At 61.5% G+C, this 22925-nt stretch carries 19 protein-coding genes; 10 read left to right on the top strand and 9 right to left on the bottom strand.

The window, feature by feature from the left end; all coding sequences use genetic code 11:
• Positions 1-19: 19 nt before the first annotated feature.
• Positions 20-2071: a DNA mismatch repair endonuclease MutL gene (gene mutL / locus A6V37_RS15200; protein ID WP_064286110.1), complete on the bottom strand. Its 2052-nt coding sequence runs from the start codon at positions 2069-2071 to the stop codon at positions 20-22.
• A gap of 205 nt (positions 2072-2276) precedes the next feature.
• Here mutL and A6V37_RS15195 point away from each other — a divergent pair, with 205 nt between their 5' ends.
• A complete protein-coding gene (locus tag A6V37_RS15195) occupies positions 2277-2948 on the top strand; it encodes a DedA family protein (RefSeq protein WP_064272533.1) in 672 nt (223 codons plus the stop codon).
• Between the two features lie 153 nt (positions 2949-3101).
• Here A6V37_RS15195 and A6V37_RS15190 read toward each other — a convergent pair whose 3' ends face one another.
• Together A6V37_RS15190 and A6V37_RS15185 are read right to left on the bottom strand one after the other, a co-directional pair.
• A complete protein-coding gene (locus tag A6V37_RS15190) occupies positions 3102-3914 on the bottom strand; it encodes a mechanosensitive ion channel family protein (protein WP_064286109.1) in 813 nt (270 codons plus the stop codon).
• A gap of 223 nt (positions 3915-4137) precedes the next feature.
• Positions 4138-4512 (bottom strand): hypothetical protein, encoded by a 375-nt coding sequence (locus tag A6V37_RS15185; RefSeq protein WP_064272531.1) that lies wholly within the window; start codon positions 4510-4512, stop codon positions 4138-4140.
• Positions 4513-4914: 402 nt separating this feature from the next.
• Here A6V37_RS15185 and A6V37_RS15180 point away from each other — a divergent pair, with 402 nt between their 5' ends.
• Positions 4915-5877, top strand: a complete 963-nt coding sequence (locus tag A6V37_RS15180; protein WP_064272530.1) for a SphA family protein — start codon at positions 4915-4917, stop codon at positions 5875-5877.
• 183 nt (positions 5878-6060) lie between these two features.
• On the opposite strand, the gene A6V37_RS15175 is transcribed toward A6V37_RS15180, so the two are convergent.
• Both A6V37_RS15175 and A6V37_RS15170 read right to left on the bottom strand, forming a co-directional pair.
• Positions 6061-7437, bottom strand: coding sequence for a DUF1214 domain-containing protein (locus A6V37_RS15175; protein ID WP_064272529.1), 1377 nt, complete (start codon positions 7435-7437; stop codon positions 6061-6063).
• A 112-nt stretch (positions 7438-7549) separates the two neighbouring features.
• Complete coding sequence (locus A6V37_RS15170; RefSeq protein ID WP_064272528.1) at positions 7550-8563, bottom strand: AraC family transcriptional regulator; 1014 nt, start codon at positions 8561-8563, stop codon at positions 7550-7552.
• Positions 8564-8721: 158 nt separating this feature from the next.
• On the opposite strand from A6V37_RS15170, the gene A6V37_RS15165 reads away from it, so the two are divergent.
• Genes A6V37_RS15165 through A6V37_RS15140 form a run of 6 tightly spaced genes read left to right on the top strand, consistent with a single transcriptional unit; the run spans position 8722 to position 15242 of the window.
• Positions 8722-10278 (top strand): long-chain-fatty-acid--CoA ligase, encoded by a 1557-nt coding sequence (locus tag A6V37_RS15165; protein ID WP_064272527.1) that lies wholly within the window; start codon positions 8722-8724, stop codon positions 10276-10278.
• Between the two features lie 36 nt (positions 10279-10314).
• Complete coding sequence (locus tag A6V37_RS15160; RefSeq protein WP_064272526.1) at positions 10315-11499, top strand: lipid-transfer protein; 1185 nt, start codon at positions 10315-10317, stop codon at positions 11497-11499.
• A 15-nt stretch (positions 11500-11514) separates the two neighbouring features.
• Entirely contained in the window at positions 11515-12714 is a 1200-nt protein-coding gene (locus A6V37_RS15155; protein WP_064272525.1) for an acyl-CoA dehydrogenase family protein, read from the top strand.
• Positions 12715-12730: 16 nt separating this feature from the next.
• Positions 12731-13849 carry an acyl-CoA dehydrogenase family protein gene (locus A6V37_RS15150; protein WP_064272524.1) on the top strand — a complete coding sequence of 373 codons (1119 nt, stop codon included), beginning with the start codon at positions 12731-12733 and terminating at the stop codon, positions 13847-13849.
• 12 nt (positions 13850-13861) lie between these two features.
• Positions 13862-14314 (top strand): MaoC family dehydratase, encoded by a 453-nt coding sequence (locus A6V37_RS15145; RefSeq protein ID WP_064272523.1) that lies wholly within the window; start codon positions 13862-13864, stop codon positions 14312-14314.
• Positions 14315-14348: 34 nt separating this feature from the next.
• Positions 14349-15242, top strand: a complete 894-nt coding sequence (locus A6V37_RS15140; RefSeq protein ID WP_064272522.1) for an SDR family NAD(P)-dependent oxidoreductase — start codon at positions 14349-14351, stop codon at positions 15240-15242.
• A gap of 328 nt (positions 15243-15570) precedes the next feature.
• On the opposite strand, the gene A6V37_RS15135 is transcribed toward A6V37_RS15140, so the two are convergent.
• The 4 genes from A6V37_RS15135 to A6V37_RS15120 form a co-directional block, all read right to left on the bottom strand.
• Entirely contained in the window at positions 15571-16692 is a 1122-nt protein-coding gene (locus A6V37_RS15135; protein ID WP_064272521.1) for a porin, read from the bottom strand.
• Between the two features lie 254 nt (positions 16693-16946).
• Positions 16947-17693 (bottom strand): SDR family NAD(P)-dependent oxidoreductase, encoded by a 747-nt coding sequence (locus tag A6V37_RS15130; RefSeq protein WP_064272520.1) that lies wholly within the window; start codon positions 17691-17693, stop codon positions 16947-16949.
• Positions 17694-17848: 155 nt separating this feature from the next.
• Positions 17849-19087 (bottom strand): thiolase family protein, encoded by a 1239-nt coding sequence (locus A6V37_RS15125; RefSeq protein ID WP_064272519.1) that lies wholly within the window; start codon positions 19085-19087, stop codon positions 17849-17851.
• Positions 19088-19177: 90 nt separating this feature from the next.
• On the bottom strand, positions 19178-20299 hold the full coding sequence (locus A6V37_RS15120) for a CaiB/BaiF CoA transferase family protein (RefSeq protein ID WP_064272518.1): 1122 nt from the start codon (positions 20297-20299) through the stop codon (positions 19178-19180).
• A 256-nt stretch (positions 20300-20555) separates the two neighbouring features.
• Between A6V37_RS15120 and A6V37_RS15115 the strand changes: the two genes are divergently transcribed.
• Both A6V37_RS15115 and A6V37_RS15110 read left to right on the top strand, forming a co-directional pair.
• The gene (locus A6V37_RS15115; RefSeq protein ID WP_064272517.1) at positions 20556-21344 is read left to right on the top strand and encodes an enoyl-CoA hydratase/isomerase family protein; all 789 of its coding nucleotides are present in this window, start codon (positions 20556-20558) and stop codon (positions 21342-21344) included.
• A 61-nt stretch (positions 21345-21405) separates the two neighbouring features.
• A complete protein-coding gene (locus A6V37_RS15110) occupies positions 21406-22758 on the top strand; it encodes a DUF1214 domain-containing protein (protein ID WP_064272516.1) in 1353 nt (450 codons plus the stop codon).
• The last annotated feature ends 167 nt before the right edge of the window (positions 22759-22925 follow it).

Raw genomic sequence — 22925 nt, 5'->3', positions numbered from 1 at the left:
GGCGCGCATCGAACCGGAGTTACTGACCGCGCATGAACAGCCGATCGAGATCGGACAGCGTCAACTGGTACCACGTGGGACGCCCGTGATTGCATTGATCGGCGCGCTCGGTCGCTTCCATCTGGCGCAGTAGCGCGTTCATTTCGTCGAGCGTCAGACGGCGGTTGGCGCGTACCGCGTGATGGCAGGCGAGCGTGCCGAGCAGCTCATGCTGACGCTCGGTCAGCACACGCGAGCCGCCGAACGCATGCAGATCGGCGAGGACCGCGCGCGCCAGCGCCTGCAGGTCGGCGTCTTTCAGCAGCGCCGGCACGGCGCGGATCGCGAGTGTGGTTGGCGACAACACCGCAAGGTCGAAGCCGAGCGCGTCGAGTGTGTCGCGTTCTTCTTCCACCGTGCCGATTTCGATCGGGTCGGCCTGCATGGTCTGCGGGATCAGGAGCGGCTGCACGGCAATCGTGCGATCGGCCAGCGCGTTCTTGAACTGCTCGTACAGAATGCGCTCGTGGGCGGCGTGCATGTCGACGATCACCAGACCATGCGCGTTCTGCGCCAGCACGTAGATGCCGTGAATCTGGCCGAGCGCGAAGCCGAGCGGTTGCTCGTCGGAGGCGCTGAACGCGGGCGCATCGTAGGGGGCAGACGCGTTGTGCGGCGGCGTTTCTGCCGCGGAGTCTCGCGCTTCGAACAGCGTGGCGCCTTCCGCCGTTCCGGCGTTGGCGTCTTTACGGCCGAACAGCGCATCGTAAAACGCGAGCGGCTGCGCGACCGGCAGCGTGCCTTGCGTCATGCGCGCCTGGCGCATCCAGGTGTTGCCGGGCTGGGACGACGATCCGAAGGCGCCTGAGCCACCGCCAAGTCCGCCGCCAAGGCCACCTGCGCCCGAGCTGGCCCCAAAGCTGCCCCCGCCGATGCCCGCGCCGCCCAACGGCGTCGCGCCAAACGAAGCGGGTCTGTCTGCGGAAGGCGCCAGATGCGCTGCATGCCCGCCCGCCGTCGTCTCCGGCGACGCGCCCGCATGCCGCGCGAGCGCGCGCTGCACCGCATGAAACACGAACTGGTGAATCGAGCGCGAGTCGCGAAACCGCACTTCGATCTTCGACGGATGCACGTTCACATCGACCGCTTCAGGCGGCAGATCGAGGAACAGCACGTACGACGGGTAACGTTCGCCGTGCAGCACGTCTTCATAGGCGGCGCGCACGGCATGCGTGAGCAGTTTGTCGCGCACGAAGCGGCCGTTGACGAAGAAATACTGCTGGTCGGCGCGCCCACGGCTCGCGGTCGGCAGACCGGCGCAGCCGTAGACGGCGAGCGGCCCCGCGGATTCGTCGAGTGGCAGATGCGCCGTGGCAAAAGTTTCGCCGAGAATCTTCGCGACCCGCACCGGCGGTTCGCTGGCATTCCAGTGTTCGACGGCCTTGCCGTTATGCAGCACCGAAATCGCGACGTCCGGCCGCGCCAGCGCCGCGCGGCGGATCTGTTCGAGACAATGGCCGAGTTCGGTTTGCTCGCTTTTCAGAAATTTGCGGCGCGCCGGCGTGTTGAAGTACAACTCGCGAACTTCGATCGTGGTGCCTTGGGTGCCCGCAGCGGGGCTCAGTACGCCGGTTTGCGCATCCACGCGCACGGCGTGCGGCGCATCGGCCGTGCGGCTCGTGATGGTCATCTGCGCGACCGAGGCGATCGAGGCCAGCGCTTCACCGCGGAACCCCAGCGTGGCGACCGCTTCCAGCTCGGCGAGCGAGCGGATCTTGCTGGTTGCGTGGCGCATCAGCGCGAGCGCGAGTTCGTTTTCGGGGATGCCGCAGCCGTCGTCGGTGATCGAGATGCGCTTGACGCCGCCTTCATCGAGCAGGATGCGCAGCGACGTAGCGCCCGCGTCGAGCGCATTTTCCAGCAGTTCCTTGACCACTGAGGCCGGCCGCTCGACCACTTCGCCGGCGGCTATCTGGCTGATCAGCTGATCGGGAAGGGGCTGGATCGCGCGCAACGGGCGCGGGGCGGGCGCCGCAGCGGAAATCGCGGCCGCGGCGTCGGTGCCGGCTGGCGTTTCGGAGAATTCGGACATGGCGAAATTATAGCGATTCGGCGCGGCAAGCCTGCGGCACGCACGGACATCCCGAAGCACAGGAGATTTTTAATCGCTGCCGGGCACTTTCGGTATCATGACGCGGTCAATTTCGGCGGCGAGTCAGCGCTTGCCGCCATAGCTAACAGGTCTGCCGGCACAGCCGCACTTGCCACCGTCATATTCGCTTAATAAAGGACTCTCTTTGGACACGTTGCTACATTTCGTCAACCTTGTCTTGCACATCGACAAGTTCCTTGGAGACTTCATTCATGTGTACGGCGCCTGGGTCTACGCGGTGCTGTTTCTGATCGTGTTCTGCGAAACCGGGCTGGTTGTCTTGCCGTTTTTGCCGGGCGACTCGCTGCTGTTTATCGGCGGCGCCTTTTGCGCGACCGGTGAAATGAATATCGGTCTGCTGATCGTGTTGCTGCTCGTTGCGGCGATCGGCGGCAATACGGTTAACTACATGATCGGGCGAGCCATTGGACCGCGAGTGTTCAATTCGCACATTCCTTTGCTTGAACGTTTCCTTGACCGGAGCGCGTTGCAAAAGACGCATGACTTCTATGAGAAGCATGGGGGCAAGACCATTGTGCTGGCGCGTTTCATTCCGGTGGTGCGCACCTTCGCTCCATTCGTTGCGGGCGCATCGGAAATGACGGTGAGCCGGTTTCAGTTGTTCAACTTCGCCGGGGCGTTTTTCTGGGTATTGCTGCTGACGTTGGCCGGCTACTTCTTCGGCAACATTCCGTTTATCAGGCAATACCTGAATGTGATCGTGCTCGTGGGTATCGGCGCGGCCATCGTGCCGGTCGTGATCGGTGCGGTGTGGAAGATGATGCGCAAGAACGCATCCAATGCCGGCAACCGATAACACGCCATAACGTTTCAGCGCAGGGCAAGCCAGACGAACAAACGGCGTCGCGAATTTCGCGACGCCGTTTTTGTTTTACATCGCTGCATTCGGCGGATCGGGAATCGACGCTGCTGGTGAGCCGCGTGCTGTTCGCCGGACGCGCCTGAACGCTCAGGTCACCGCACGTGGTGCGAGCGGCGTTTCCGGCGTCGGATAACCGGCCTCCTTGAACGTCTTGACGATCGCACGATTGGTGTCGAAATAGACCTGCCAATAATGCTCATTGTGGGCATAAGGCCGTACGCAAAGAAGGGGGCCTTCTGGCGTGAAGCTCAGCAGTTCGACGTCCGGCGCCGGACTCTCGGCCACATTCGGAATCTGCGTGACGGCCGCCCGCAACCGGCTCATCGCGTCAGTCGGATCGACTCCATTGGCGATCTTCGCCGTGAGTTCGACGCGCCGCACGGGTAAGACGCTGTAGTTCGAAATCGTGTCCGAGAAGATCTTGTTATTGCCGACGATGGTCGTGACGTTGTCCGGCGTCACGATGGTGGTGCCGAACAGGCCGAGTTCCGAGACCGTGCCGGTCACGCCGCCCGCCGTGACAAAATCGCCCACCTTGAACGGCCGTAGCACCTGCATGAAGACACCCGCCGCGAAATGGGCGAGCAGGCCGCCCCAAGCGGTGCCGATCGCGAGGCCGAGGCCGCCGAGCAGAGCGGCGAACGACGTGGTCTGCACACCGAACACTTGCAGGATCGCGAGGATCAGCAGCAAGTTCAGCAGTGCGCCGAGAATCGAGCCGAGATAATGAGCCAGGGTTGGATCGACCTTGCCGTTACGCGACAGCACCTTGCGTAGCAAGCCCGTGATCAGCCCGATGAGCCAGCGGCCGACGATCCACAAGACGATCGCCCCGAGGACCTTGGTGCCGAGGTCGATGCCTCGGGTCATGATGAAGACGCGTACGGTTTCGAGATCCAAAATGTTCCTCGTTAGGTGAGTTGCCTTCGACTGATTGAGTGGCGGTAGCGCAATACAGCGGCAAATGCCCGGGGAGGGCGCAAACGGTAACACTTGATCTTCGGAAGTTATAGGCGACGGCGCGAGCATCCGCAAGGACCGTTCCAGTTGCGTCGGCGGGTTGCCTGGCGGGCGAAGCAGACGGCGTGGCGCAGATATGCGAGGCGATTGCGATTACCGCGATCTACATCGGCAGATGCGACTTCGAATACGGCGAGGTCTGGATGGCGAGCGATTCACCGGGACTGGCTTTCGCGGGGTGCGAGCGGCGTGCAAGTTGGCGCCAGGCGAAAGCAGCAAGGATCGCGAGCAAGTAAGCGCCAGCGCGCTCGAAAAATGCGGTGGGCGTGCTGAACTGGCCGTATTGGCTGCGCGCGTCGGCGAATACGAGAAAGGTCAGCGCGGCATCGAGCAGGAATGCGGTCAACGCCAGCACCGTGAAAACACGCACACCGTTAAGTGATGCATCGGGCATAAGAATATTGCACAGATGGCATGCGGCCAGCACGAAGGCCAGCAAAGCCAGGTTCGAGAAGAGATCGAACAGAAAGTTGGTCATGTCGATGGAATGAAAGCGCAGGGGCTGCGGTGTTGCCAAGGCGTCCGCTTACGCGGAGTCGCAGCGTGTTTCGCTGGACCGGTGGCGATCATTGCACGTCTTTATGTCTCAATAAATGTTCCGATCCGGAGTTCGTTGTTTGTTGTTTATGGCGTTCGGTTAGGTATGCGAATATTCTGAACGAGTGTGAGAAATGGACGGAAGCCCTGCGAGAACATTCTGTGGAGGTGTCGAGATATTCAGCGATTTGAGGAATCGCCATTGTCCGGCGATCTACATAATAAAAAGTCCTACGAAAAGCTGGCAATGATCCCGCGTTACACATACGATCACGGTTACGTTTTAGGCCGCAGTGCAAAGCCGTGACGTTTTTCTGAAATGCCGTAATCCCACGACCTGACCATGGTGCTGATAGTGCTTAAGCGAATCGTTGGTGCTTCCGTTCTCATATTGACGCTGGGATTGCCGTTCGCCGCACACGGCACCGAAGGTGCATTGGGCCGCCCCATCTCCGGTACGAGTGTGATACCGGACGTGGGTGTCGTACCGCCGGAACCAGGGTGGTTCGTGAATCTGGCCGAGATCTACTACGACGGCTCTATCAGTGCGGGACGCCCGGTACCCATTGGCGGGAAGACTACGCTAGGACTCGACGGGCAGATCTCGTTCACTCTGGCAACCTTGCTGAAGGTCTGGGACACCGGCCCTGGACCATGGAACTTCGCGTCGAGCGTCACGCTCCCGTATGCCTGGACCAGCGTTAGCGCGGCACTTGGAGTCGGCAACCGGACAGGAAGCGTCAGGCAGGATGCGTCCGGTCTGTTCGATTTGACCTTCACACCACTAATTGCCGGCTATCATTTTTCGAAGACCGAGCACATATCTTTTAGCGTCAACGTCTGGGCGCCGACTGGTAAGTACGATCCGGGCAACCTCGCCAACGTCAGCCTGAACAACTGGACGTTTATTCCTACGGTGTCCTATACCAAAATCGTGCCGTCGATTGGGATGGAATTCGACGTTACCGCCGGCGTGCAGTTCTACACACGCAATTCGGCGACTGACTACCAGAACGCCCCACTTTTCACGCTGGACATGATGGCGCTGAAGCGCTTCGGCAACGGGGTTGGCGCGGGCCTGATCGTCGGCACGGTCCAGCAGATCGGTAATGATAGCGGGCCTACGGCGGACAAGCTCAATGGCTTTCGGGGCTTTGACTGGTCGATCGGTCCGATCTTGACTTACGACACCAAGATCAAAAAGACCCCGCTCAGCATGACCCTGCGCTGGGTTCCAACCGTGAGTAGCAAGAACCGGCTTTCGAGCACGTCGACAGTGATGGCAACAGCAACCGTGGCTTTCTGATGTTTTCAGATTGATCATCGCAAGCGACAGTCAGGTCGGAACCTGTCCATCGCTTGCATAGGCGCGCAATCCAGTCCAATTGATGCACAACCGCCGTAGTTGCTCAACTCGCAGGCTGCGCCTCTGGGAATTTCCTCATTCAGGTCGTTCTATGTGGACGCCGCATTTCGCGGCGGGAATGCATCACTGCACTTCGGTAACGGCAGGCGGTGCCCATTTACCTTGCTTGACTATGTCCTTCGGCACGTAGGTTCTGAATGTCAACGACAAGCGCTTGCCAGGATCGGTAGGTAGCCAGTTCGTTTCCGGAACGCCCTTGACTGGTTTCGGCCCAATGGCGATTGTCAGCGAACCGTCGCGCTCTTTCGTCAGGTTGGAATAGCTGTTGAAATTGAAGCGATTCAGCGAATTAGGTACAACCCGATAATCTGGAACGCCGACCAGAATCACCGACCAGTAACCGTTGACAACACTGGACGGCAGTCTGTCGGCAGGGAAGCGCATGATGTAACTTTTGCTGCCGTCCAGTGGTTGATTGTTTGCGTCGCCTGCTGGAACAAAGTAGATCACCTCATCGGTCACGTTCGCCCAGATACCCGCGTAATTGGCAACGGTGCGAAGCGAGTAGTTGCTGCCGTAGTTACCGGTTGGCGCGCCGCCAACCCAATGATTGTGAATGGGCCCGCTCCTCGCAAGGGCGTTCTGGACGAAGTCGGGGTCGATCTTGTCGCGCAGGAGCCGGTCAATTTCGGCGCGTGCTTGCGGGCTCGACGCGGCATAGCTGGCAACGTAACGGGCCTGCTGCTGCATTCGCGCGGCAACAGGCGATACGTCCAGTGCGCTCGAGAACACCGCGTCCAGATTGTCAAACGCTTCGGCGCCCAACAGTTTCGCGTTGTCGAAATCGGGGACGTTTGGCGCCGTGGACACGGCGATATTGCCCAAAGGCGTCAGCTTGAACTGTTTCTGTAGTGCGAGTGCGCCATCGCGATCACCTTTTATCTCCACTCGTGCAAGCAGCTTCGCTTTGCTCGAATGAAGTTCTATACGTGCCGCGTCGGGCGGAATCGCCACGTTCGATCCGGGTTTGACCAGAGCGAATTTTCCGTAGGGTTTAGACGGGAACGTTCGCTCGTTAATGTTGGCGATCACCTCACCCCACTCGTCGAGTATCTGCGCGGTGTAGTAGCGTCCCTTGATTTCAGGGACTTCCAACAGTACCCCGGCATGGTCGTCTGTCGCGATCCACGCTTCCAGATAGGCTACGTCGAAATTCGGATTGACGAAATCCGCCGAGCCGAGCGGGTTGTATTTGATCGAGTTCCAGGCAAAGGCGGGCGCTTTGCGATCCATTTGCTCCTGTCGGATCACAAGCAGACGGCCGAGAACATAAACAAATGTGTCGGATACTGTCTGCTCGTCAGGCTTCGCGACGACCGCGGTCTGTTCCTGTGGCACGGCGGCGGTCGCGCCCGGCATGCTTGTCGTAGTCACGGAGGAAGCTACTACAAGGCTGGCGAACACTCGCCGGGCAAAAACATAGTTATGCATAATTTTCATTCAATAGTTGGGGGTGTCATCGCTTTTTAGCCCGACGGAGCATTGTTGGAACTTTTTGAGGAAATGGCAAGCTTTGAAAGCTCGACTCACTGCTGGCAGCGAACGGCCGGAGTTAGCGGCGCCGATAGCAACTTGGCGTACTGCCGGTCCAAAGCTTGAATGCGCGATTGAACGCCGTGGCATCCGCAAAGCCAAGCTCGACCGCCAATTGGGCAACAGGCACTTTGCCGGTGGTCAGTCGCTCGATGGCGAGGTCACGTCGCAATGCGTCTTTCAATGACTGAAATGACGTGCCTTCCAAAGCCAGCCGCCGCTGCAAGGTGCTGGCCGAAACGTGGATACATTTGGCCACCCCATCCAGGTCGAGCCAGTCTGGCGAGCTTTGCTCCAGAATGACCTTCACACGGTCACTGCATGCGTATTCTCCTGGCCGAGGCAGGATGACGTTACCCGGAGCCTGTCGTAGCGTGGCACGTAAGTCGTCTTCGGTCCGCCGTGCCGGTGCCAGAAGGGCGCCGGCGTCGAACCAGACCGCGGTGCATGGCTGATCGAACTGCAGGGGCGCAGGAAATATCACGGAATAGTACGCCGCATAGGCTGGCTGCTCAAATCCGAAGTCGATGCGTTGGATCGGCAGCCGGCCCCGGTTCAACCAGGCCAGCATCAGCCAGAATATCCGCACGAGCATCTCAAGCAGGAAGGTCTCACGGCCGGCCTCGGAATTCCTGGCTTCCAGCGCAAATCCGGATAGTTCGCCATGCTTGACGCAGTGCATGGCGAGATCATGCTGCAGCAGCCGAAACGTATGCGCGCCGCGTCGCAGTGCCACGTCCAGCGAGGGCGCGCCTAGCATGGACCGGCCGATTAGCGCAAAGCTTCCCCGTTGTAGTGGGCGGGAGAGAAAGCCAATACTCTCATCACCCAGTTGCTCGATGAGCAGAGCGCATAGCGCTTCATATTGCTTGGCCGTGATTCTCGCGCCGCTTTCCGCCAGCAGCGCCAGCGGTATTCCGGCCGCGCCGACCAGCGCGGAGATCGCCTCGTCTGACATGGCGCCGCGCTTGCGCGCGCCTGCCAGCGTGCGATGAACAACCAGTATGGGCAGGGTAGGGGGCGTGGTCGGCATGCCGGATATTAGAGCTGATCCGTCGCAGTCTGTCGATCCGGGCCGTCGCGACGAAATGCGGTAATCCACAAAGAATCTGACGTGATTCGCTCTCGCGGTTTGCCGCGCCTCTGGCCTAACATTGGCTCAAGGACAGAATAGATCATTGGAGACACGCCGTGTACTTGACCCAATACCTGCACCGCGCGTTGCAGCAGTATCCCGAGAAGGTCGCGGTGCGGTTTGGCTCGCGCCAGCGCACATTTCGTGAGTTTGCGGACCGCGTCGCCCGCCTCGCCGGCGCCCTTCAGCGCGTTGGCATGGGCGAAGGGGATCGCGTGGCCATGCTGGCACTGAACTCCGATCGTTACCTTGAGTATCTGATGGCGGTTCCCTGGGGTGGCGGCGTGCTCAATCCGTGCAACACCCGCTGGTCAGTTCCAGAACTGGTCTACGCCCTCGAAGACTCCGGTTCCGCCATCCTGCTGGTCGACGACGCATTTGTTCAGGCAGCCGAACAACTCCAGCGCGATGCTGCATGCTTGCGTCAGATCATATATTGCGGAGAAGGGCAGGCGCCTGCCGGCATGCTCGACTATGAAACGCTGGTGCGTGAAACAGAGCCGGTGGACGACGCGGTGCGGCGCGCCGAAGACCTGTTGGGCATCTTCTATACGGGCGGCACGACAGGCTTTCCCAAAGGGGTCATGCGCAGTCATATCAGTATTGGCATCTCTGCACTATCGTTGCTATCGATGGGGCTGTCCGAAGCCGGAGATACGTATCTTCATGCTGCACCAATGTTTCATGTAGCGGACTTTGGCGCGGCGCTGCCTCACTGGATCGTCGGCAACACGCATTCGATCATTCCCGGCTTTCAGCCGGAAGCCGTTCTCAAGGCCATCGAAGCGCATCGCGTGACGAGCACTTTGCTGGTGCCGACCATGATCCAGATGATGGTCGATCATCCGGCAAGCCAGGGGCGCTATGACCTGAGCAGCCTGAAAACCATTGCTTATGGCGCATCGCCTATTTCCGGGTCGGTGCTGGAGCGGGCGCAGCGAGTCTTGCCTGGAGTCGGGCTCGTGCAAGTCTATGGCATGACGGAGATTGGGCCGCTCACCGTGAATCCGCCCAACTACCGGCCCGGGCTGCTTCCGTCGCCCAGCAAATTGACCGCGGCAGGATGCACGGGCAACTGCGTGGAGCTCAAAATAATCGACATACACGGCCAGGAAGTTTCCCGTGGCACCGTCGGAGAGATCGTCGTGCGCGGCGACATGTTGATGCAGGGCTACTGGAACAAGCCGGAGCAGACGGCCGAAGTGATTCGCAATGGCTGGTACTACACCGGCGACGGTGGATACCTTGACGAGGATGGCTATCTCTTCATTGCCGACCGCATGAAGGACATGATTGTCAGCGGCGGGGAGAACGTCTACTCGGCCGAAGTCGAAAGTGCAATTTCAAGGCATCCGGCCATCGCGTCCTGCGCGGTGATCGCGGTTCCGCATGTGCAGTGGGGAGAGGCCGTGCACGCTGTGGTAGTGCTCGCGCCCGGTCAGACGCTTACGGCCGCTGAACTGATCGCGCACTGCAAGACGCTGATTGCGGCTTACAAATGTCCCGCCAGCGTAGCCTTCGTCGAGGCACTGCCTATCTCAGGCGCTGGCAAGGTCCTCAAAGCCACGTTGCGCGAACCCTACTGGAAAGACGTGACGCGCAGCGTTGCGTGAGGTGCCCCTATTCATGCAGTTTTTGCAGAGACTCCCATGAGCCAGAATGTTTATGTTGCCGGCGTCGGTATGATTCCGTTCACCAAGCCCGGTGCCAGTGAGGCGTATTACCAGATGGGCGCGAAGGCGGCTGTTGCCGCGCTCGATGACGCCGGTGTCGGTTACGACCAGATCGACCACGCCTACGCCGGCTTTATGTATGCCGACTCCTGCGCCGGACAGCGCGCATTGTACGAAGTGGGCATGACGGGGATTCCTGTTTTCAACGTCAACAACAACTGTGCGACCGGCTCTACCGCGATATACCTTGCGCGGCAGGCGATCGAGGCTGGCGCCGCCGAATGCATACTGATGGTGGGATTCGACCAGATGGTACCGGGAGCGCTCGAAGTGCAGTTCAAGGATCGCCCTTCGGTGTTCGACCGCTTCTACGCCGCGATCGACGAGAAGCTGGGGGCCAGCGAGGTGCCCGGGGCGCTGCGTATCTTTGGGTCGGCAGGGCTAGCGCATATGGAGCGCTTCGGCACCAGGCTCGAAACCTTCGCAAAGATTCGCGCCAAGGCGAGTCGCCATGCCGCCAATAATCCGCTGGCCGTGTTTCGCAACGTCGTGAGCACCGAAGAGGTGATGGCCTCGCCTATGGTCTGGCCCGGTGTCATGACCCGCCTGATGGCGTGCCCGCCGACCTGCGGCGCGGCGGCAGCGGTGTTGTGCTCGGAGGATTTCGCCAGCCGCCACGGCTTGAAGCGCGATGTCCGGATAGCTGCGCAAGCGATGACAACCGACCGGGCAAATGCCTTCGACGGTGTAGACATGCGCGAAGTCGCGGGATTCAGCATGTCTCGCACTGCTGCGCAGAAGGTCTACGAGCAGGCCGGCGTCGGTCCGCAGGACATCGATGTGGTCGAGTTGCACGACTGCTTCGCTCAAAACGAGCTGCTTACGTATGAGGCGCTTGGGCTGTGCCCGGAAGGTGGCGCAGAGAAGTTCGTCGACGACGGCGACAATACCTACGGTGGCCAGGTCGTCACCAATCCGTCCGGCGGGCTACTCTCGAAGGGTCACCCGCTCGGTGCGACCGGGCTGGCGCAATGCCACGAGTTGGTCAGCCAGCTGCGCTGCAAGGCCGCAAAGCGGCAGGTAGAAGGTGCGCGACTGGCTTTGCAACACAACATCGGCATAGGTGGCGCCTGCGTCGTTACGTTATACGAACGAACCTGAAGCGGGAGATCTCCTATGAACTTTCAACCGGACGCGGGGCTGCAGGCCTTTCGCGCGGAGGTGCGCGCGTTCCTGCTCGAGTACCTGCCAGCGTCATTGCGCGGACAGACGCTGGGCGTGCGGTCCTCGTGCGACGCGATGGCGAGATGGCAGCGCATCCTCAATGACCATGGGTGGGGTGCGCCCTCGTGGACCAGCGAGCACGGTGGCACGGGATGGGACGCTGCGCAATTGCAGGTCTTCGACGAAGAGTGTGCGGCCCTTGGAGCCCCGAAACAGGATGTCTTCGCACACCGCCTGCTTGGCCCGGTCATGAATGCGTTTGCCAGTTCCGAGCAGAGGGCCGAGCACATGCCCGCCATCCTGCGTGGCGAGCGCTTCTGGTGCCAGGGCTTCTCCGAGCCCGGAGCAGGTTCGGATCTGGCGTCGCTGCGCACGCAAGCCGTGCGCGACGGCGACTACTACGTCGTCAACGGCCAGAAGACGTGGACCAGCTATGCCCACGAAGCGGACTGGATATTCCTGCTGGTGCGTACCGATCCCGCGGCGAAGAAACAGGCCGGTATCAGCTTTTTGCTGGTGGACATGAAGACGCCTGGCATCACGGTGCGTCCCATCATCACCATCGATGGCTGCCATCACCTGAACGAAACGTATTTCGACAACGTCCGCGTCCCGGTCGGGAACAGGATCGGTGCGGAAGGCGACGGCTGGAAGGCGACCAAATTCCTGCTGAATAACGAGCATGCCGCCACGGCGGATCTGCCGTCGCTGCTGCGCTATATGCAGGTGCTCAAACGGCTGGCTACCTCCCAGTTCGTAGGCAGTGTGGCGTTGGCGCAGCGGCCCGAGTTTGCCCTTCGCCTGGCACAGATGGAGGGCGAGTTGCGCGCACTGGAAGTGATGGTGCATCGCGTGGCCGAGCTGGAGCGGGAGCAGAGCCCCGTCACGCACGTCATGGGCTCGCTGCTGAAGATCCGGGGCACCGATCTGCAGCAGCGCATGACGGGGCTCCTGGTCGAGTCACTGGGCGACTACGGCGCCGTGGCTTATCTACCTGCCCATGATCATGCTGTCGGCATGGAACCGCTGCCGTGGCAGCAGATGGCGCAGGGCATTGCCACGGAGATGTTCTTCCGTCGCGCATCCACCATTTATGGCGGGACAAGCGAAGTGCAGCGAGGGATTGTCGCCAAGCTGATGTTCCAACTTTGATGCGGGGATACCAGCAATGAAGTTCAAACTCGACGACGAACAGCAGATGCTGCAGGACAGCGTGCGCCGCTTCCTCGACAAGGCGTACACCTTCGAGGCGCGCGTCGCCGCGCGCAAGGGCGGCGCCAGCGCGGGGAATTGGCAAGCTTTTGCCGACAACGGCTGGCTGGCAGCCGCCATACCCGAGGCCTACGGTGGCCTCGGCGGCAGCATCGTCGATACTGTCCTGATCGCCCAGGCATTCGGCCGCAGCCTGGTGGTGGAGCCCTTCCTGGGCTGCGCAGTGCTCGCGGCGCAAACCTTCCTCGTCGGCGCTGGTGCTGCACAGAGGGAGGCGCTGTTGCCCGCGCTGGCCGATGGATCACAGCTTCTGGCGCTCGCATACAGCGAGCCGCAGGCACGCGGCAACCCCGCCGTGGTGGCTGCGCGCGCAGAGGCGATCGGGCCCGGCTTTGTGCTGAGCGGCTGCAAGACGCTTGTGCTCGGCGGCGTGTCTGCCGACCGTTACCTTGTGTCGGCCGCGATCGCGGGCACGCCGGGCGTTTCGCTGTTCCTGGTGGACAAGGCCAGTCCCGGTTTGCAGGTGCGGGCACTGCCTCTGCATGACGGCAGCGAGGCCGCGGAACTGGTCCTCGGCGCCGTGCCGGCGTCACTCGTGGGCGTTGCGGGCAATGGGCTGCAAGCCCTGCGGCACGGGCTCTCGCATGCAGTCGCTGCGCTGTGCGCGGAACTGGTCGGCGCCATGGAGGCCGCCATCGACATGACGGCCGACTACCTGAAGATCCGCCAGCAGTTCGGGGTCGCGATCGGGAGCTTTCAGGCTCTGCAGCACCGACTGGTTGACATGGCCGCCGAAATGGAACTGTCACGGTCGATGCTGTATGCCTTGCTGGCATCGCTGGAGAACGACGGGACGGCTCAGCAGGAGGTGGTCGTGTCGCAAGCCAAGTCGCTGATCGGCCGCCTTGCCAAAAGCGTGTGTGGGCAGGCAATCCAGTTGCACGGTGGCATCGGCATGACGGACGAATACGTCGTCGGCCACTACTTCAAGCGCGCGGTCGTTGCCGACGTGCTCTTCGGCAGCAGCGACCAGCACGACGCCGCATGCGCCGCGGCTCATCAACCGGTGCGATGAATGGAAGCCCCCATGAACAGCTTCGAAAATATCTCCGACCTGCAGCCGTTGGTTGGCCAGTCCATCGGCACCAGCGACTGGCTCGTGGTTGATCAGGCGCGCGTCAACCAGTTTGCCGACGCCACCGGCGACCATCAGTGGATCCACGTCGACATGGAGCGCGCCAAGGCGGGCCCGTTCGGTGGCCCTATCGCCCACGGTTTTCTCACGCTCAGCCTGCTGCCCGGGTTCTTCGCCACGGCGTTCCACATTCGTCATTGCCGCAGAGGTGTCAACTACGGACTGGATAAGGTGCGCTTCATGACGCCGGTGCCTGTTGGCAAGCGGGTGCGCGCGCACTTCCAGCTGCTGGCCTGGGACGCGCTCGAAGGCGGCGCGCAGATGAAGATCGAGATGACAGTCGAACTGGAGAACGCGGCCAAACCTGCCTGTGTGGCCGAGTCCATCATTCGCCAGTATTCCTGAGCATATCGTCAAAGTCGATTCGACAAGGCAAGACATGAGCATCCGATTCGACGGCAAGGTCGCCGTCATTACCGGCGCGGGCGCCGGCTTGGGGCGGCAGCACGCGCTGGCTTTCGCGGCACGTGGTGCCAAGGTGGTAGTGAATGATTTTGGCGGCGGCAGCGGTTCGTCGGCCGCAGCGCAGGCGGTGAGCAAGGAGATCCGTGAAGCCGGTGGCACGGCAATCGCCAATGGCGCGGATGTGGCGGACTACGAACAGGTGCAGGCAATGGTGGCGCAAGCCATGAGGGAGTTCGGCCGGGTGGACATCCTGGTGAACAACGCCGGCATCCTGCGCGACAAATCCTTCTCCAAGATGGACATGGCCGAATTCCGCATGGTGCTGGATGTTCACCTGATGGGCTCCGCGCACTGTTCGAAGGCCGTGTGGGACATCATGCGCGAGCAGAACTACGGCCGCATCGTTATGACCACGTCTGCGGCAGGCCTGTACGGCAATTTCGGTCAGGCCAACTACGGCGCGGCCAAGCTGGGCCTGGTGGGTCTGATGAACGTGATGCATCAGGAAGGCTACAAGAAAAATATCCGCGTCAATACTATCGCTCCTGTTGCAACGACCCAGATGACGGCGGAGCTGTTGCCGGAAGCTGTGCACGCCGCGCTTCAGCCGGAACGGGTCACGCCGGCCGTGCTGTTCCTGTGCAGCGAAGATGCCCCTGCCAGGACGATCGTCTCGGCTGCGGGAGGATCTTTCGCCGTCGCGGCGATGATGGAAACCGCACCGGTGCACTTCGCCAGCGACGCGCTGACACCGGAAGCGATTGCGGAGCGCTTCGCCTCGATTGCCGATTGGAGTTCTGCCCGTTCATACGAGAGCGCCTCGCAGGAAATCCAGCAATTCATCACGCAAGTCACGGGCGCTGCCTGAGCTGCGAAGGCCGTGACGCTGGGGACACGCGCTTCGCTCGGGCCGTGCCGTGTGCCGGTCGCCCCAGCCTCCCGGCGCGTTCGTCGACGAACGCATCGTCGCGCAGGTCGAGTACATGCATGGCGGCGGGCTCCTCAACGCGAGCCGGCTCCCGGCCGTTATGTGGCGGAACGCCTGACGTAACCGCTGACGGGACCACCGCACCACAAAGGACAATTCAAAGGATTTCGGTGGCGCCAGCAGCGTGTGAGGCGCACTGATCGGAGTGTGTCACGCGCTGGCGGCCTCCCCCATCGGAAGGCCGCCACAAAACAAACTCGGGTGAGTATCAGAAGCGGTGCGTCATGCCGACGACAACGAGCGTTTGCGAAGCATCAGGCTCCGTCACTGAAATGCCCGGCCAGCTCGTCGTCGAGCTGCCATTGTTCTTCATGTAACCAGCCCGCGCGTAGAAGCTGGTTCGCTTCGATATATTGTGATCGACACCGAGCTGGAAGCCGACTGCGTTGTCATGGGCGCCGCGCACATTGCGGTGGACGACTGCGGCCTCGATCGAGTCGGCGGCCGTCGCCTGGATGGTCGCACCAAGCTCCGCGGTGCTCAGCGCATGTCCTGCGCCGAGTAGGGCCGCCATCGACCCTGGCGCCGCATTGGCCGGGCGCGTGTACCCATAGTTGAACTGGAGGTTCACGATACCGATCCGATACGCGACTGCGCCGGTGAAATGCTCGGTGCGAAGCAGGTTGAGCGAACGCGGCAGACCCGCGATGGTCTCCTCTCCTGACTGCTGGTTCATGTAGGCCATGGCCGCGTAAAGCCCAGCACCTTGCCAGGTCAGCGCGATATCCATCATGTTCCCGGACGTGGATGGGATTGGCTGTGTGGCTGTTGCCGCGAAACCGTACATTGCATAGAGCTTCGCGCCCGCGACGTCCGGAGATTGATACATCAGCGTATTGCTGATGCGCCCCGGCACAAACTGAGTCGCGAGCGTGTTGTGGTCGGTGGCCGCGGCAAGAATGATCGCCGAGAGTGGCGAGAGCACTTCGTTGCCGCGGAATGGATCGGTTGGATAAACGGCCCAGAAGCTCGGCTGATATTGACGTCCAAAGGTAAGCGTACCGTATTTGTCTTGCTTTAACCCTACCCAGGCCTGGCGATAGAAGAGAGTGGACGAATCGGCGAACAAGCCACCGTTGTTGATTGTAAAGCCGCTTTCCAGGTCGAACACACCCTTCAGCCCACCGCCCAGATCCTCCGTGCCCTTCAAGCCCACCATCGAACCCGTCGAGCCGCCGCTTCGCTCGAAAACCGAACTCTTCCCGCCATTGTTCAGATACTGGATGAACACGTCGGCCACTCCGTACAACGTCACGCTCGACTGTGCGGCGGCGCTGCCCGCAGCGAGCGCCATGGTCGCGGCGAAAATGCTTTTGCTAATAGAACGCATGCATGTCTCCTCTGTGTGTATGCCGCATCCGACAGACGCGGGGTAATGCGAAATCAGGCAGATTCTTCTTAATAGTCGAAACGAATTCTCCTTTTATCGAGAGCATCGAGAATTTTTATATTAAGAGGAATCCTTATAAATTAGATGGCTTATTGTTATCTTGATTGATGCGACGCCAAACTTTCTACTTTGTCTGAATTTTTAGCGAAAACGATAATGACATGTGGGGCATGGCGCGTTGCGCACCACGACGACTAACGCGTTCCGCACTCGATGTCGAAAGTTGTCGCGTTCAGATAGGCGTTTTCGACGATATGCTGGACAAGTCTCGCGAATTCGTCGGGCTTGCCCATACGTTGCGGGAACAGTAGTTTGCCGACGATCGTGTCGGACACTTTCGTCGGCATGCCTGCCGACATGCCCGATTCGAACAGGCCCGGTGCTATCGATACAACGCGAATGCCGTACTCGGCGAGATCGCGTGCTACAGGAATCGTCATGCCGATCACACCGGCCTTGCTTGCGCTGTATGCCGCCTGCCCCATCTGCCCCTGACGCGCCGCGCCTGACGCCGTGTTGATAATCACGCCGCGTTCGCCGGTTTCCTCCGGCTCGTTGGCCGTCATCGCGAGCGCTGCGTGACGGAGCACGTTGAAGGTGCCGGTCAGGTTCACCGACAGCACGCGGTTCCACAGATCGGATGGAAAAAGCTGTCCTTTGGAGATGGTCTTGCCTGGTCCGAGAATGCCTGCGCAATTGACCGCCACATGCACGGCCCCATACGTGCGTACGACGGCATTGATCCCTGTCTTGACACTCCCTTCGCTGGCTACGTCGACCGCGATGCCTTTGATATCCGGCCCGAGTGTTTCTTCGAGCGTCGTGCCGTCGAGGTCGAAGCCGACTACTTTTGCGCCCGCTGCGGCAAGCGCCCGGCAGGTGGCGAGGCCGAGGCCAGATGCTGCGCCAGTGACGATTGCAACTTTGTTTTGCAGATTCATGTTCTTGCCCGGTTGCTGGTTTGATGTGTAAGAGAGAGGTGATCGGCCTCGCGCAGGTGTCGGACTGCGCGCCACTGGCCCTCCCAAAATTTGCCGCGAATCTTGTTTGGGAAGATTTTGAAGTCGCCGCTGCGATCCGCCCCCCCCGTGATGCGTCAGCGCGCCAGAATCGTGATGCAGGCCACCGCTTCCTCAACGCCATACAGGCCGCCGCCGTTCTCTGCGACAGCGATCCGCGCGTTGTCGACCTGACGCGGGCCTGCTTCGCCGCGCAACTGGGTGACGAGCTCATGCACCTGTCCGAGACCCGTCGCGCCGACCGGGTGTCCCTTCGATTCCAGGCCGCCCGACGGGTTGACCGGGATCCGGCCGCCGATTGACGTGTCGCCGCGCTCAGAGATCGGGCCGCCGTCGCCGAAGTCGCAGAAGCCGAGATTTTCGATCTGGACGATCTCGCCCATCGCGGTTGCGTCATGCACCTCTGCTACCGACACGTCCTTCGGACCGACGCCAGCCAGCTCGTACGCGCGCCGCGAAGCCCGCGCGGTGACATGCTGCTCGATGTCGTGGGGGGAGCGGTCCGTTCCGCTCTGGACGACCGAGGCCAGCACGTGGATCGCACGCTTCGCATCGATGTTCAGACGCTTGAGCGCGTCGGCTGTACACAGGATGGCAGCCGCAGCGCCGTCGGACACAGGCGAGCACATTGGCAGCGTGAACGGGTAGGTAATGGGCGGCGCGGCCAGCACCTCTTCCACGGTGTAGGCCACCCGGTATTGTGACAGCGGGTTGTGCACGGAATGACGATGGTTCTTCGCTGACACGGCGGCGATCTGGCGCTGTGTAGTGCCGAAGCGTCTCATGTGCGCGCGGCAAAATGCTGCGTACACGTCCATGAAGACGCTATAGGGCTTTGACGAGGTCGAGCCAGCCGGAATTTCCATGCCTTCGCCGATACGCAACAACTCGGCGTGAATTTCATTCGCGCGCGAAACGTCGAGTGCGCTGTCGAACACGGAGAACATGCGTTCACGGTCTTCCGAGAACATTTTTTCGGCGCCCACGGCCAGCGCAACGTCCCCGGCGCCCGAGCGCAGATGGTTGAGCGCCAGCACAAATGCACTGCTGCCGCTCGCGCACGCATTCTCGACGTTCACTACCGGAATGCCGCCGATACCCATGTCGCGCAGCGCGATTTCACCACGAATCATGTGCTGACCATCCATGTGGCCCTGCGATGCATTGCCATAGAAGGCGGCTTCAACGGCGCTCTTTTCGACGCCGGCGTCCTTGAGGGCCGCTTCGGTGGCGGTGCGCACCAGCGCTTTGATGCTCTGATCGAGCAGCCGGCCGAACCGCGTCATGCCGACTCCGACTACATAGACATCCTTCATGTTGGTTCCCAGATTGTTTAAGGATTGACAATTCGATCGACTAATTCTACTTGTGAGTAGAAATATAGTCGATTGAGTAGAAGTTCATGTTTACCCGGCGTTTTTCGCATTCGCGGAGCACGCGAGCAACTCCGCGTCATGCTCGCCGACATCAGGCACCCCGCGCGTAGGTCCCGGATGCACGCCGTTGAAGACGAGTGGCTGCGCAACGTGCCAGGCGCGACGCCCGCCGCGTTCGTTGACCTCGCGGAACATGCCGCGCGCGCGGAAGTGCGGGTCATTCACGACTTCGTCGAGGCTGTTCACCGGCCCCCAGGGCACGCCCGCCTGGTCGAGCAGCGGTGCCCATTGAGCACGAGGCTTGCGGCGGAGCGCTTCGGTAACGCGGGCGCGAAGTTCCGCTTTGCGCGGAGCGCGTTCCGCGTTCTTCACCTGCGCAATGTCGGTGAGGCCGAGAAGCTCGCATAGGGAAGTCCAGAACCAGTCTTCGTGCGCAATCGACAGTGTCAGCAGAAGGCCGTCCTCGCAGCGGAACACTCCGTAAGCGGGTTGGGCGTTGATTTCAGCCATGCCGAGCCGTCCGCCGTTCATCGCCGGAGAAAGGAACACGCTCATCCACGACACGAGGCCGTCCGTCATCGACACGTCCACGCATTTGCCGAAGCCGGTGCGGGTGCGCTCGAGCAGTGCGGCAAGGCAGCCTGTGACGGCGAACATGGCCGCGGAGAGGTCGCCGATCGCGAGTTCGGGCGGCGCTTCGATCTGGCCGCTGGCCGCTTGGCGGTGCAGCAGGCCCGCAATGGCCTGATACGAGAGGTCGTGCGCGGGCCGGTTCCGATACGGGCCGTTCTGGCCGAAACCTGAAATCGACAGATAGACGATGCGCGGATTGAGCTTCGCGACGTCGTCATAGCCGAAGCCGAGGCGGGCCATCGTGCCGGGGCGGAAACCTTCCATCAGCACGTCCGCGCAAGCGATCAGTTCGCGCAGCGCCGCGCGCCCTGCGTCGGTTTTCAGGTCGACGCCGACCGAGCGTTTGCCGCGGTTGAGCGCGGCGTGAAAGTCGGGCAACTGACGGGCCGGGTCGCCAGCCGGCGGCCGCTCGATCAAGACCACGTCAGCGCCCAGGTCGGCCATTACGAGCGTGGCGAAGGGGCCGGGATACTGTTCGGCAAGACTGAGGATGCGCACACCCTCCAGAGGCAAACTCATGCGTGTCTCCTGTGTCGACCGGAGTTGGCGCTTGAGCGCGTACTTCGGTCGCGTGCGAGGTGGTTGTGTAGCGACCCAGCGGCTCGCGCAATCAATGCGCGTGCGAGTGGCCTGTCGATGCGTCGCGCCGAGGTTTGCTGACGCGCTATATTGGCATATTTTCTACTCGCGAGTTAATATATGTACTTGAAATTTAACGTCGCCTTGAAATTGAGATCCGGCGGCTTGAGCAGAGACGTTTCAGGAGGAAGGCACCATGCAGGAGATGCCCGTTATCGCCGAAGTACGGCAAGGCGCGTTATGGATCACACTGAATCGTCCCGCGGCGATGAATGCGATTACTCCCGACGTGGTTCGGGGAATCGAGTGGGCGCTCGACGAAGCCACGAAACGCGACGATGTACGCGTGGTTGTGCTGACCGGAGCGGGCCGTGCGTTTTGCGCCGGCGCCGATCTGAAATTTGTGCGTGGTGAGCGCGACGGAGACCAGTCGGGTGGGAGCCGGTTCCTCGACGCACTGCTCGCTCTGCTAAACCGTCTGGAACGCTTCCCACGACCTGTCATTGCCGCCGTGAACGGCATGGCGCTCGCGGGCGGCCTCGAACTGGTGCTGTGCTGCGATCTTGTGATCGCGGGGAAGTCGGCGCGGTTCGGCGACGCGCATGCGAACTATGGGTTGCTGCCCGGCGGCGGCGGCTCGGTCCGCCTGCCACGCAAGATTGGCGCGACGCGCGCGAAGTATCTGATGTACACGGGCGAATTTGTTACGGCCGAGGCGATGGAGTCGGCAGGACTCGTCAACCAAGTCGTCGAGGACGCGCAGCTTCGCGCGAGGGTTGACGCGCTTGTGCAGACGATGGCAGCCAAAAGTCCGCTCGGCCTGAGCCGGATGAAGCTGCTTGTGAACGACGGCCTCGAGCAGCCTGCCGAGGTCGCGCTTCGTCAGGAACTGCTGATGATCGCGCTCCACGAACACAGTGAGGACCTCCGCGAAGGACTTGCCGCGTTCCAGGAAAAACGTTCGCCCCAGTTTACCGGCCTCTAATCTGGCCCGGCGGCCGCTTTCGCTGGTACGCTGCGGCCGCCCGCATTTGACGGAGACTAGAATGCACAAGCTTTTTCGCACGGGTGCGGCGATGCTGCTCGCGCTGACCCTGCTCGCGGGCGTCGGAGGTTGCAAGAGCGTGTCGGCTGAACAGCCGCCGGCCGCTGCGATTGATCAGGACGCCGGAGCCAGCGTGAGCGACGCCGACATCGTTCACGCTTACCACTATCTGCTCGGGCGGTTGCTGATCTTGCGCCAGCAACGTCTTGACTTCGAGAAAGACGGATTCCAATGGAACCGCGTCGTGTACCGCAGGCCAGGCGGCGTGCAATGGGCGAACCCAAATCTTGACGTAGTCTATGCCGAAGCGTGGGTCGCACTCGACGAGAAGACCTGCGTGCTGGCCGATATCCCACGTATCGAAGGACGCTACTACACATGGCAGATGCTGGACGGCTGGGGCGAGACGGTGCTCAATATCAACGAGCGCACCTTTGCGCAACGGCCTTATGGCCGCTACGCGCTGTGTTTGAAGGGCGCACACGCGACGCCACCGGCCGGCGCATTACGCATCGATCTGCCGGTCCGGACGTTGCGGATGCTCACGCGTATCGAGTTGGGCGATGACCCGGCGCAGGCTCAGCGTCTTCAGCGCGAATTCCGCTTAACGCCGCTCGGCGAGCCGAAGCTCGAAGCGCCCATCGAGGTGCCGCTCTTTACGAATGCACAGCTGCCGCACGTCGAGGCGTTCGCCTTCGCTGCGCAAATTCTCGACGGCCAGCCGGATCTCGCGCCGCGTATGGACGAGGTTCGTGCGCAGGTCAGGGCGGTCGCTGCGCTAGTGCAATCGGGAGCGCCGGGGCGCGCCCGGGTCGACAGCGTCATCGAACGCGAGGCATTGCCGGCGCTCGCACGCCGGATGAAAGCGCTCGGTCCGGCCGGTAATGGCTGGATTCGGCCCTCGACCGTCGGTCAGTACGGAAGCAACTACCTCGATCGGACGGTCGTTGATCTCGCCGGCATCTGGGCGAATAACCCGGATGAAGTGATGTACTACGCCATGCTGCATCTGGACGGCAGTGCGACCTATACACAAACGTATCCGAAGGATGCGCTGCCGCAGAGTCTCGCTCGCTATTTCTGGTCGGTCACCGAAGTCGACTCGACGCAATATAGGGTGGTGCCGAATCCGCTCGGCCGCTTTCTGCTAAACCGGCAGTCGCGCGTGCAGCCCAACGCGGATGGCTCCGTCACGCTCGCGTTCGGTCCCGCGCGTCCTGACGGCGTCCCCGCAACGAACTGGTTGCCCACGCAGCGCGGCACCACTTACAACCTCACGTTCCGATTATATGGCCCGACGACCGAGGTGGCGGCAGGGCAGTATTTCCCGCCACCATTCGTCCGGCAGCCTTGAGGCGACCCTCGAAGGAAATCACGCGCACGCGGAATTCGACTTCCCTTGAATTGTCCGCGGCATTCGCGTTCGCGCTTTTTCAAGGGGAGGCGCGACATGGATAAATCGGCTCGCTGCCGGCACGTGCACGCAGGTGGTTGGATGCGCGCTGGCTGCAAGGTTGTCTA

This window comes from Paraburkholderia ginsengiterrae (assembly GCF_001645125.1).
Classification (GTDB): domain Bacteria; phylum Pseudomonadota; class Gammaproteobacteria; order Burkholderiales; family Burkholderiaceae; genus Paraburkholderia; species Paraburkholderia ginsengiterrae.
This window is presented reverse-complemented; position numbering and strand designations above follow the sequence as displayed.

Excerpts from the sequence above, each read along its gene's own strand:
- mutL (WP_064286110.1), bottom strand. The coding sequence starts at position 2,071 with ATGTCCGAATTCTCCGAAACGCCAGCCGGCACCGACGCCGCGGCCGCG.
- A6V37_RS15185 (WP_064272531.1), bottom strand. The coding sequence starts at position 4,512 with ATGACCAACTTTCTGTTCGATCTCTTCTCGAACCTGGCTTTGCTGGCC.
- A6V37_RS15180 (WP_064272530.1), top strand. The coding sequence starts at position 4,915 with ATGGTGCTGATAGTGCTTAAGCGAATCGTTGGTGCTTCCGTTCTCATA.
- A6V37_RS15175 (WP_064272529.1), bottom strand. The coding sequence starts at position 7,437 with ATGAAAATTATGCATAACTATGTTTTTGCCCGGCGAGTGTTCGCCAGC.
- A6V37_RS15170 (WP_064272528.1), bottom strand. The coding sequence starts at position 8,563 with ATGCCGACCACGCCCCCTACCCTGCCCATACTGGTTGTTCATCGCACG.
- A6V37_RS15160 (WP_064272526.1), top strand. The coding sequence starts at position 10,315 with ATGAGCCAGAATGTTTATGTTGCCGGCGTCGGTATGATTCCGTTCACC.
- A6V37_RS15155 (WP_064272525.1), top strand. The coding sequence starts at position 11,515 with ATGAACTTTCAACCGGACGCGGGGCTGCAGGCCTTTCGCGCGGAGGTG.
- A6V37_RS15150 (WP_064272524.1), top strand. The coding sequence starts at position 12,731 with ATGAAGTTCAAACTCGACGACGAACAGCAGATGCTGCAGGACAGCGTG.
- A6V37_RS15145 (WP_064272523.1), top strand. The coding sequence starts at position 13,862 with ATGAACAGCTTCGAAAATATCTCCGACCTGCAGCCGTTGGTTGGCCAG.
- A6V37_RS15140 (WP_064272522.1), top strand. The coding sequence starts at position 14,349 with ATGAGCATCCGATTCGACGGCAAGGTCGCCGTCATTACCGGCGCGGGC.
- A6V37_RS15135 (WP_064272521.1), bottom strand. The coding sequence starts at position 16,692 with ATGCGTTCTATTAGCAAAAGCATTTTCGCCGCGACCATGGCGCTCGCT.
- A6V37_RS15130 (WP_064272520.1), bottom strand. The coding sequence starts at position 17,693 with ATGAATCTGCAAAACAAAGTTGCAATCGTCACTGGCGCAGCATCTGGC.
- A6V37_RS15125 (WP_064272519.1), bottom strand. The coding sequence starts at position 19,087 with ATGAAGGATGTCTATGTAGTCGGAGTCGGCATGACGCGGTTCGGCCGG.
- A6V37_RS15120 (WP_064272518.1), bottom strand. The coding sequence starts at position 20,299 with ATGAGTTTGCCTCTGGAGGGTGTGCGCATCCTCAGTCTTGCCGAACAG.
- A6V37_RS15115 (WP_064272517.1), top strand. The coding sequence starts at position 20,556 with ATGCAGGAGATGCCCGTTATCGCCGAAGTACGGCAAGGCGCGTTATGG.
- A6V37_RS15110 (WP_064272516.1), top strand. The coding sequence starts at position 21,406 with ATGCACAAGCTTTTTCGCACGGGTGCGGCGATGCTGCTCGCGCTGACC.